This is a genomic window from Pseudomonas fuscovaginae SE-1, from assembly GCF_000364705.1.
Classification (GTDB): domain Bacteria; phylum Pseudomonadota; class Gammaproteobacteria; order Pseudomonadales; family Pseudomonadaceae; genus Aquipseudomonas; species Aquipseudomonas fuscovaginae_A.
Window position 1 is genome coordinate 1 of the sequence record NZ_AQOH01000260.1, and the last position, 9,173, is coordinate 9,173.

Here is a 9,173-nt window from a genome sequence, read left to right on the forward strand (position 1 = left end):
CAATAGCTGCTCTCTACATCGAGCCCCACCCACAGGAACATCTTGTTCCGGGGCATTAGTCGCACTGGTCAGTCATTCCCAGTTTTGTGCGGCTTGCAAGCCTCCGATTTGATCGATGGTTCCGCGAGAATCTAAACCGTCAGTTATCGGTCGACGGCGTAAGTTGCGTATATCCGTGAGGTCGTAGGATCGAGACGCTAGCTGTCTTTCCCCTGTGATAACGGTCTGGCCACGTGCTCCAGCGGCCGTCGTTCCGCCGCCACCCCCCAGATCGCCTGCACGCCTGCCGCTGCGATCATCAAGCCCGCCCCAATCAGGTAGCCGTACAACACGTTGGTGCGCTGGCCGGTCTCGATCAGGGCGCCGAACAGGGTCGGGCCGATCAGGCCACCCAGGCCGGTGCCGAAAGCATAGAACACGGCGATGGCCAGGGCGCGGATCTCCAGCGGGAAGGTCTCCGCCACGGTCAGGTAGGCCGAACTGGCCGCCGCCGAGGCGAAGAAGAAAATCACCACCCAGGCGATGGTCTGCTCGGTGGCGTCGATCATCTGCTGCTGGAACAGGTAGCCGCTCAGGCACAGCAACACGCCGGAAATCAGGTAGGTGCTGCTGATCATGATGCGCCGGCCGACCACGTCGAACAGCCGCCCGAGCAGCAGCGGCCCGCAGAAATTACCGAGGGCGAAGGGCAGCAGGTACCAGCCGATATGGGCCGAAGGCACGTCGTAGAAGTCGGTGAGCACCAGCGCATAGGTGAAGAAGATCGCGTTGTAGAAGAACGCCTGGGCGGTCAGTAGGGTCAGGCCGACCAGCGCCCGGCGGCGGTGGTCGACGAACAGACTGTGGAACACCTCGCGCAGCGGTGTGTGATCACGGGCGTGCAGGCGCAGCGCCGGTTCCTTTACCGGGGGCACCTCGATGCCGCGCTCGTGGTAGTGGCGTTCGATGTTGGCGACGATGCGTTCGGCTTCTGCCGGCTGGTTGTGGATCATCAGCCAGCGTGGGCTTTCCGGGATCCACAGGCGCATCAGCATGATGATCAGCCCGAGTGCCGCGCCAATGCCGAAGCACAGCCGCCAGCCCAGTTCGCCGCCGGCCACGTCCGGGTCGAGCAGGACCACCGAGCCGACCGCGCCCAGTGCGGCGCCGATCCAGAAGGTGCCGTTGATGGTCAGGTCGACCCAGCCGCGATAACGCGCCGGGGTGAATTCCTGGATGGTCGAGTTGATGGCCGTGTATTCGCCGCCGATGCCGGCACCGGTCAGGAAGCGGAACAGCAGGAAGCTCCACAGGTTCCAGGAAAATGCCGTGGCCGCGGTGGCGCCGATGTACAGGAACAGGGTGATGAAGAACAGCTTGCGTCGGCCCAGGCGGTCGGTGAGCCAGCCGAAGAACAGCGCGCCAAGCACCGCGCCGGCGATGTAGGTGGCGCCGGCCACGCCGATCTCGGTGTTGCTCATGGCCAGGCTGTCCTTGAGCGCTCCGGAGACGGCTCCGGCCAGGGTCACTTCCAGGCCGTCGAGCAACCAGGTGATCCCCAGCGCCAATACCAGCAGGGTGTGGAAGCGGGTCCAAGGCAGGCGGTCGAGGCGCGCGGGGATGTCGGTGCTGTAGCAGTGTTCGTCCGCCGGGGCGTCAGCCTGGTTTTGCAGGGCTTGGGTCGTCATGGTCACTCCTGTTCGCTGACGCTGTCTCTTAGCGATGGAGTGATGTGTAGGCCAGGGAGTTCAAAAATCTCTCCTGGGTCCGACCCGGGCGCCGTAAGCCTTGGGTGACAGAAAAAGCCAACTATTGAGTCAGTGCCGTTGCCTATCGTGATAGATTGATTCAACTCGCCGCCACATCCGCATGGCCTCTGGCGAGCCCACCAAGAGCGATCTACATGCAAGCAACGGCCCGCGAAGTTCATGTGCCTCCGGTTTTGCAGGAACTGCGAACCGGTACGGCCGAACGACATATCGCACTGGAAAAACGCCTGCCCTTTTTCTCCGATACCCTCGACCTGCCGGTCTTTCGACGACTGATGCAGGCCTACTACGGCTTCTACAGGCCGCTGGAACACGCCCTGCATGACAGCGGCGTGCTCCCGGCCGATTTTGATCTCGCACCCCGCCTCAAGGCGCAGACCCTGTACCACGACCTGCATACCCTGGGCCTGTCGGATGAGGCTATCGACGACTTGCCGAGCTGTCAGGCATTGCCGGTTATCGACTCTGGTGCCGCCTGCCTGGGCGTGCTGTACGTGCTGGAGGGGGCGACCCTCGGCGGGCAGATCCTGCGCCGGGAGATTGCCCGGCGCCTGGGCCTCGAAGCTGACAGCGGCGCGGCATTCCTGAACGTCTACGGGGAGTCGACCGGGCGGCGCTGGCGCGATTTCATCGAGTACTTGGGCAGCCACTCGATGGACGCGGACGAGCGCGAGGCGGCCGTCATCGCGGCGCAATCCACATTCAACCGTTTCGAGCATTGGCTCGAAAGTCGGGAGGTACTGGCATGACCCCGCAAGACCAGGAGGCATTCGAAGAGTTGCTGTCCAACTGTGCCAATGAACCGATCCGTTTCCCCGGCGCCATTCAGCCCCATGGCCTGCTGTTGACCCTGAGCGAGCCGGCGCTGGAGATCGTCCAGGTCAGCGCCAACGTCGAGACCCTGCTCGGTCGGGCGCCGCAGACGCTGATCGGCCAGCCGCTACCGGAGCTGATCGGCGATGAGCACACCGCCGCCGTGCGTGAAGCGTTGCGGCAGCCGGCGTTCTTCGATGCGCCGCCATTGCATTTGCAGCTCAACGGCACTTCGTTCGAGGGTTTGCTGCATCGGCATGACGGCGTATTGATTCTCGAACTGGAGATTCATGTCGAGAATTTCCGCTCCCTGAATGTGGCCGGCAACCAGGCCAACCTGGGGCGGATGCTGCAGCGACTGCAGGCGGCGACGTCACTGCAGGCGCTGTACGACATCTGCGTCAGGGAATTGCAGGCGATGACCGGTTACGATCGGGTGTTGATCTACCGTTTCGAGGAGGAGGGGCATGGCCAGGTGATCGCCGAAGCGTCGTCGCCGTCCATGGAACTGTTCAACGGGCTGTTTTTTCCGGCGTCCGACATTCCCCAGCAGGCCCGCGAGCTGTATCGCACCAACTGGCTGCGGATCATTCCCGATGCCGACTATGAGCCGGTGCCGTTGGTGCCCAGGTTGCGGCCCGACACGCAAACACCGCTGGACCTGAGTTTCGCCACCTTGCGCAGTGTGTCGCCGATCCATTGCCAGTACATGAAGAACATGGGCGTGCTGTCGTCGATGAGCATCTCCCTGCTCAAGGGCGACCAGCTCTGGGGCCTGATCAGTTGTGGCAATCGCCAGCCGCTGCATGTCCCGCATGAGCTGCGGGTGGCCTGCCAGACCATTGGCCAGGTGCTGTCCCTGCAGATCAGTGCGATGGAGGCGCTGGAGGTCAGCCGCCAGCGCGAAGCCAAGGTCGAGGCGCTGGCGCTGCTCAGCCAGGCGATGATCGAATCGCCACAAAACGTCTTCGACGGCCTGGCCCATGAGCCGCGAACCCTGATGGCGCTGGCCGATGCCGGTGGTGTCGCGATCATTGAAGGCAAGCAGTTGCACTGCCATGGCAAATGCCCGCAACCACAGGAAATCCGCGCCTTGCACCAGTGGCTGCAGGCATCCGGCGAGCCGGTGTTCGCCAGCCATCATCTGTCCAGCGTCTACCCGCCGGCCGCGGCTTATCAGCAGGTGGCCAGCGGCGTGCTCGCCATGAGCCTGCCCAAACCGGTGGAAAACGGCGTGCTGTGGTTCCGTCCGGAAGTGAAGGAGAGCATCAACTGGAGCGGCAACCCACGCAAGCCGCTGGATCTGGAAAATACCGAGACCGGCCTGCGCCTGCGTCCGCGCACGTCGTTCGAAATCTGGAAGGTCGAGATGGCCGGAATCTCCACCAAGTGGAGCCATGGCGACCTGTTCGCGGCGAACGACCTGCGTCGTTCGGCCCTGGAGAACGACCTGGCGCGACAAGTACGAAGGGAGCAGGAGGCGGTGCGCGCCCGCGATGACCTGGTCGCCGTGGTTTCCCACGACCTGCGCAACCCGATGACGGTGATTTCCATGCTCTGCGGCATGATGCAGAAGACCTTCAGTTCGGAGGGCCCGCATACCTCACGGCGCATCTCCACGGCCATCGACACCATGCAGCAGGCCGCCGGGCGCATGAACACGCTGCTGGAAGACCTGCTCGACACCTCGAAGATCGATGCCGGGCGCTACACCATCAAGCCGCAGAAACTCGATGTGGGGCAGATGTTCGAAGAGGCGCAGTCGCTGCTGGCACCGTTGGCGCTCGACAAGGACATCAGCATTTCCTTCGAGGCCGACCCCGAGCTGCGTATCCATGCCGATCCCGAGCGGCTGTTCCAGGTGTTGTCGAACCTGATCGGCAACGCGATCAAGTTCACGCCGCGCCTGGGTACGGTCGGGGTGCGTGCGCAGTCGTCCGGTGGTGACATCGTCTTCACCGTGCGTGACAGCGGCGAAGGCATTGCCCAGGAACATCTGCCACATGTGTTCAGCCGCTACTGGACGATGAAGGAGGGTAACCCGACCGGTACCGGCCTCGGGTTGTACATCACCCAGGGCATCGTGCATGCCCATGGCGGGCAGATCGTGGCCAGCAGCGAGCCGGGGCAGGGTGCCGAGTTTCGCTTCACCTTGCCGATGCTCAAGGAGGGGGCCTGACATCGGGCTCCGCTCTTTGGGTGACGCGGAGCGTCAGCGGCGGCATTCCCACGCTGGAGCGTGGGAATGATCAGCGGGATGTGGGGGGATCGGATGCAACGCTGTGTCTGATCAGCTTTGCGCGGACGGCGTGTCGCTCTGGCCGGCCTCTTCAGCCATCTTCAGGCGGTCGGCCTTGCTGATGTACTTGGGTTTGTTCTTCGGCGCCAGTTTGGCGCTGGCCTTTTTCGCATGGGCCTTTAGCAGTTGGCTGATTTTCTTGCGGCGGTTCATGTTTCGACTTCCTATTCCTTGTGGGAATGAAATGAATAAAAATTATAAATTTCAGTAATTATCATCTTCAGCATAGAGTGGTTTCAAGATGAATGGAGGCCATCATGAGACCGGAACCGCAAAGCTCCAGTGCGAAGTTCGATGTATCACGTGCCGCAGAATACGGCATTCAAAGCCGGGTAGCCCTGGCCGGCTACGATGCCTGTCATGAGTTGACGGCCTGCATCCTGGCGGCGAGCCTTTCGAGCGGACGCGCCGCGCGCATACTGGTCGTCGGCGTCGGTGGGACGGCGCAGGAAATCATCAACATGTCCGCCTTGGAGCCGTTATGGACGTTTGTGGGCGTGGACCCGGCGCCAGCCATGCTGGAGACCGCCGCAGCGAACCTTGAGGCCCATGGGCTGATGGAGAAGACACAGCTGGTGCTGGGGACCGTTGAGGACCTTGTACTCGACGAGCCTTTCGATGCGGCGACCCTGATCGGCGTGCTGCACCACGTGCCCGGCGATGAGCCCAAGCGACAGCTCCTGCGCTCGATCCAGGCCCGCCTCAAGGCCGACGCGCCGTTCGTCGTGGCATGCAACCACTACCGCTATGCCGAACAGCCGTTGTTGCTCCAGACCTGGGCCGAGCGCTGGCGGCAGCAGGGGGCGACGCCGGACGAGGTCAAGGCCAAGCGCGCCAGGATCATGCAGGGGGCCGATCCGCCCAGTTCGGAGCAAGCTGTTGGCACGCTTTTGCAGGAATGTGGTTTTGGTCCGCTTCAACGTTTCTTCAGCAGCTTGTTCTGGGGAGCCTGGGTGACCCATAAACAGGCGTGATCCTATGCGTATCACCGATGAAGCTGCGTTTCACTCCACGTAGCGCAGCCATAAGTACCGTCGACCGGAAATTGCCCCGGCAAAGATCGAAGCCAGGGCAATCCGGTTCTCTTCATCGACGTTGTAGAGCGCGCAGAAATCGCTCGCTACGGCTTCGGCTACGGACTCATCGGCCGGCTCTGCCCGCAGGAAACCGAGATAGGACGCGCCCACTCCGATCAATTCATAGCCATGTCTGGCGGCCAGGTGCTGCGCCACGGCATGGTTCTGCGCAGGGCTCAGGTCACAGGTGAAATAGCCGTTGGGAAAGGCCGCGAGCCCCAGGGATGAATGCTCGACTGGCACCACGAGGGCCGAGACGGGCTGGTCGAGCAGCGAGACCGGATCTTCCTGGTAGGCAACCCATTCCTGGATGGCCTCATCATCGAGGGTCAGGCCATGGGCGCAAGCGTCGTCGAATGAAACCGCGGCAACCCGCTCGGTGAAGTTGCGCAGGCAGATGGCGAACTCGGCCTTTGTCGTCGGATAGCCCAGGTACTCGCCATGCTCGAAACACTCCGCGGGCAAGTTGGCGATGTCCTCGTCCGTGGCATCGTCCAGGTCGATGCTGTGGCGCGCATGCCCTGAGGTGTAGCGGGCCTGGGGCAGGTCGTCGAGGGAGAGCAGGGGGATGAAACCGGGATGATTGGCGGCGATCATCCGATGGGCCTCGAGCAGGTCGTCCAGACTGGAGATAGCGCTCACGCTGTATTCGTCGCAGGTGCCGGCCGACGGGTTGTGAGGCATTGCGTTACCAACAAATTGGATGTCCATCGAGGGGCTACCTGCTCCATGTCGATACTGAAATAAGGGGGCGAGTGTCATGGCGGCGTTGCCGTCAAACCTTGTGGTGCTCCAGCAGAAAGTCGACGAACACCCTGACCCGGGCCGTCATCGCCGTACCCCCGGCAAACACCACGTGGATCGGCTCGCGGTCGCCGGGGTTGTAGTCCTCCAGCAACGGCACCAGCCGGCCACTCTTCAATTCTTCGGCCACCGAGAACGCACCAATCCGGGCAATACCTGCACCGAGCAGGGCCAACTGAGCCAGCGCCTCGCCGCTGCTGCACTCGATGCTACCGCCGATCTTCAGCGAAAAATGCTGCCCATCGCGCAGAAACGGCCAGTCGGGTTCGGCCCGGCGAAAGTTGAAGCGCAGGCAGTTGTGCTGCAGCAGGTCTTCCGGCTGGCGGGGCGTGCCGTGGCGCTCCAGGTATTCGGGGGAAGCGACCACGACCTGGCCGGTTTCGCCGATGCAGCGGGCGCTCAGGGGGCTGTCGGGCAGGTGGCCGAAACGCAGGGCGACGTCGGCCTGGCCGCCGAGGATGTCGACGACCTCGTCGCCGAGCATGAGGTCGACGAGGATCTTCGGGTAACGCGCGCTGAACGCCGCCACCAGCGGCACGACGGTCAGCCGGCCATGGGCGAGGGCGGCGCTGACGCGCAGGCGACCCTTGGGCACGCCCTGGTCGGCGATCGCCTCTTCGACTTCGTCCATGTCGGCGAGGATGCGCCGTGCACCGCGCAGGTACGCTTCGCCCTCGGCGGTGAAGGTCAGGGCGCGGGTGGTGCGCAGCAGCAGGCGGGTGCCGATGCGCTGTTCGGTGCGGGCGATGATGCGGCTGACCGCCGAGGGCGTCAGGCCCAGGGCCCGCGCTGCGGCCGACAGGCTGCCTTCCTGCGCCACCTTGACGAACACCTCCATCTCGCCAGAGCGACCGTTGAAATCCATTTGTGCCTCGTAAGCAAAGGTGATTGCCAGAAAAGCAGGCTACTGCGGTGAAGTTACGAATTGTAGCATTTGCCGCACAGATGAGGAGTCAATCACATGCGTATCAATCCCCCCCTTGTAGCGCTTTCCATCGGTGCCTTCGGCATCGGTGTCACGGAGTTCGCCCCCATGGGCATGTTGCCGAGCATTGCTGCCGATCTCGGTGTTTCCATTCCCGCGGCCGGCCTGCTGGTCAGCGCCTATGCGATGGGCGTCCTGATCGGCGCGCCGTTGATGACCCTGGCCACGGTCAGGGTGCCGCGGCGTTATCTGTTGATCGGCCTGATGGCGATCTTTGCCCTGGGCAACCTGATGTCGGCGATGGCCACCAGCTACGAAAGCCTGCTGGTCGCGCGGATAGTGACCTCACTCAACCATGGCGCCTTCTTCGGTGTCGGCTCGATCGTCGCGGCCAGCGTGGTTGCGCCGGACAAACGTGCGGGGGCGGTGGCGGCAATGTTCATGGGCCTGACGTTGGCGACTATCGGCGGTGTGCCGCTGGCGACCTGGTTCGGTGAACTGATGGGCTGGCGCACCGCGTTCTGGGGCATTGCCGCCCTGGGCCTGGTCGCGATGGTTTCGCTGTGGTTCGCCCTGCCCAACCTGCCGTCGCCGAAGAACGATGGGGTATTGACCGAGATCCGGGTGCTGGGCCGCGGTCCGGTACTGTCGGCGTTGGCGTTGACCGTGGTGGGTTCGGCGGCGATGTTCACCGTGTTCACCTACATCGCACCGATCCTCAGCCATGAGACCCATGCCTCCACGGCCTTCATCACCGGCATGCTGGTACTGTTCGGCGTCGGCCTGACCCTGGGCAACATGTGGGGCGGCAAGGCGGCGGATCGCTCGATCGACCGTACCCTGGTCGTCTCGCTGGTGGTACTGATCGCCGTGTTGCTGGCGTTCTCGGTGCTGGTACGCTGGCCGCTGCCGGCCGCGGTGGCGATCCTGGTCTGGGGTGTTGCCAGTTTTGCCCTGGTACCGCCGTTGCAGATGCGCGTGATGGAGGCGGCCAAGGATGCGCCGAACCTGGCCTCGGCAGTGAACATCGGTGCCTTCAACTTCGGCAACGCCATTGGGGCGGCGCTGGGCGGAGCGGTGATCAATGCGGGGCTGGGCTACCCGGCGATTTCCCTGGCCGGTGCGGCGATGGCGGCCCTGGGGCTGTTGATGGTGCTGGTGTTTGCCTGGCGCGCCAGGGCCGGTGTGGCCAAGGCCGAATACCGGGTCGATGCGGCTTGACGCGCAACGTGCAGTTTCGGACATTGCTGGCAACGCCATCCAGTTGACGGAGCCAGGGCCACGATGATCGACCGCGAACGACTCCACCGAGACGGTTGTATCCTGCTGCGCCAGGCGATTCCCATCCAGTGGCTGGATGAGCTTCGCCGCGTGTTCGATGCCGGGGTGAAACCCTCGCAGCAGTGGCCGGTGCCGCGTGGCCTGGACTGGCGCCATTCGCTGCTGGATCTGGAGGCCAGGGTCCAGGCCGTCTGCCGCCTGCCGCCGGTACTGGCGGCAGTCGGCGA

Annotated in this window: 8 protein-coding genes and 1 pseudogene; 5 read left to right on the plus strand and 4 right to left on the minus strand. The window is 63.6% G+C overall.

Features of this window, described 5'->3' with window-relative positions; genetic code table 11:
* Nucleotides 1–197 precede the first annotated feature (197 nt).
* Nucleotides 198–1,667 carry an MFS transporter gene (locus tag K675_RS0121350; protein ID WP_017905507.1) on the minus strand — a complete coding sequence of 490 codons (1,470 nt, stop codon included), beginning with the start codon at nucleotides 1,665–1,667 and terminating at the stop codon, nucleotides 198–200.
* A 215-nt stretch (nucleotides 1,668–1,882) separates the two neighbouring features.
* On the opposite strand from K675_RS0121350, the gene K675_RS0121355 reads away from it, so the two are divergent.
* Together K675_RS0121355 and K675_RS0121360 are read left to right on the plus strand one after the other, a co-directional pair.
* Nucleotides 1,883–2,497 carry a biliverdin-producing heme oxygenase gene (locus tag K675_RS0121355; protein ID WP_017905508.1) on the plus strand — a complete coding sequence of 205 codons (615 nt, stop codon included), beginning with the start codon at nucleotides 1,883–1,885 and terminating at the stop codon, nucleotides 2,495–2,497.
* A complete protein-coding gene (locus tag K675_RS0121360; RefSeq protein WP_017905509.1) occupies nucleotides 2,494–4,740 on the plus strand; it encodes an ATP-binding protein in 2,247 nt (748 codons plus the stop codon). The genes K675_RS0121355 and K675_RS0121360 overlap by 4 nt, the downstream gene beginning before the upstream one ends.
* Before the next feature lie 111 nt (nucleotides 4,741–4,851).
* On the opposite strand, the gene K675_RS32485 is transcribed toward K675_RS0121360, so the two are convergent.
* Nucleotides 4,852–5,013: a DUF2986 domain-containing protein gene (locus tag K675_RS32485; protein ID WP_017905510.1), complete on the minus strand. Its 162-nt coding sequence runs from the start codon at nucleotides 5,011–5,013 to the stop codon at nucleotides 4,852–4,854.
* Nucleotides 5,014–5,117: 104 nt separating this feature from the next.
* On the opposite strand from K675_RS32485, the gene K675_RS0121370 reads away from it, so the two are divergent.
* Nucleotides 5,118–5,834 carry a class I SAM-dependent methyltransferase gene (locus K675_RS0121370; protein WP_020481074.1) on the plus strand — a complete coding sequence of 239 codons (717 nt, stop codon included), beginning with the start codon at nucleotides 5,118–5,120 and terminating at the stop codon, nucleotides 5,832–5,834.
* A gap of 30 nt (nucleotides 5,835–5,864) precedes the next feature.
* On the opposite strand, the gene K675_RS0121375 is transcribed toward K675_RS0121370, so the two are convergent.
* Nucleotides 5,865–6,647: a hypothetical protein gene (locus K675_RS0121375; protein ID WP_026145406.1), complete on the minus strand. Its 783-nt coding sequence runs from the start codon at nucleotides 6,645–6,647 to the stop codon at nucleotides 5,865–5,867.
* Nucleotides 6,648–6,711: 64 nt separating this feature from the next.
* Nucleotides 6,712–7,605, minus strand: a complete 894-nt coding sequence (locus K675_RS0121380) for a LysR family transcriptional regulator (RefSeq protein ID WP_017905513.1) — start codon at nucleotides 7,603–7,605, stop codon at nucleotides 6,712–6,714.
* 96 nt (nucleotides 7,606–7,701) lie between these two features.
* Here K675_RS0121380 and K675_RS0121385 point away from each other — a divergent pair, with 96 nt between their 5' ends.
* Both K675_RS0121385 and K675_RS0121390 read left to right on the plus strand, forming a co-directional pair.
* Nucleotides 7,702–8,886, plus strand: coding sequence for an MFS transporter (locus K675_RS0121385; protein WP_017905514.1), 1,185 nt, complete (start codon nucleotides 7,702–7,704; stop codon nucleotides 8,884–8,886).
* 63 nt (nucleotides 8,887–8,949) lie between these two features.
* A pseudogene (locus K675_RS0121390) lies at nucleotides 8,950–9,173 on the plus strand (phytanoyl-CoA dioxygenase family protein); the annotation flags it as partial.

Bases quoted from the DNA above. Each gene is read 5' to 3' on its own strand.
- K675_RS0121370 (WP_020481074.1), top strand. From the start codon at position 5,118: ATGAGACCGGAACCGCAAAGCTCCAGTGCGAAGTTCGATGTATCACGT.
- K675_RS0121375 (WP_026145406.1), bottom strand. From the start codon at position 6,647: ATGGACATCCAATTTGTTGGTAACGCAATGCCTCACAACCCGTCGGCC.
- K675_RS0121355 (WP_017905508.1), top strand. From the start codon at position 1,883: ATGCAAGCAACGGCCCGCGAAGTTCATGTGCCTCCGGTTTTGCAGGAA.
- K675_RS0121350 (WP_017905507.1), bottom strand. From the start codon at position 1,667: ATGACGACCCAAGCCCTGCAAAACCAGGCTGACGCCCCGGCGGACGAA.
- K675_RS32485 (WP_017905510.1), bottom strand. From the start codon at position 5,013: ATGAACCGCCGCAAGAAAATCAGCCAACTGCTAAAGGCCCATGCGAAA.
- K675_RS0121385 (WP_017905514.1), top strand. From the start codon at position 7,702: ATGCGTATCAATCCCCCCCTTGTAGCGCTTTCCATCGGTGCCTTCGGC.
- K675_RS0121360 (WP_017905509.1), top strand. From the start codon at position 2,494: ATGACCCCGCAAGACCAGGAGGCATTCGAAGAGTTGCTGTCCAACTGT.
- K675_RS0121380 (WP_017905513.1), bottom strand. From the start codon at position 7,605: ATGGATTTCAACGGTCGCTCTGGCGAGATGGAGGTGTTCGTCAAGGTG.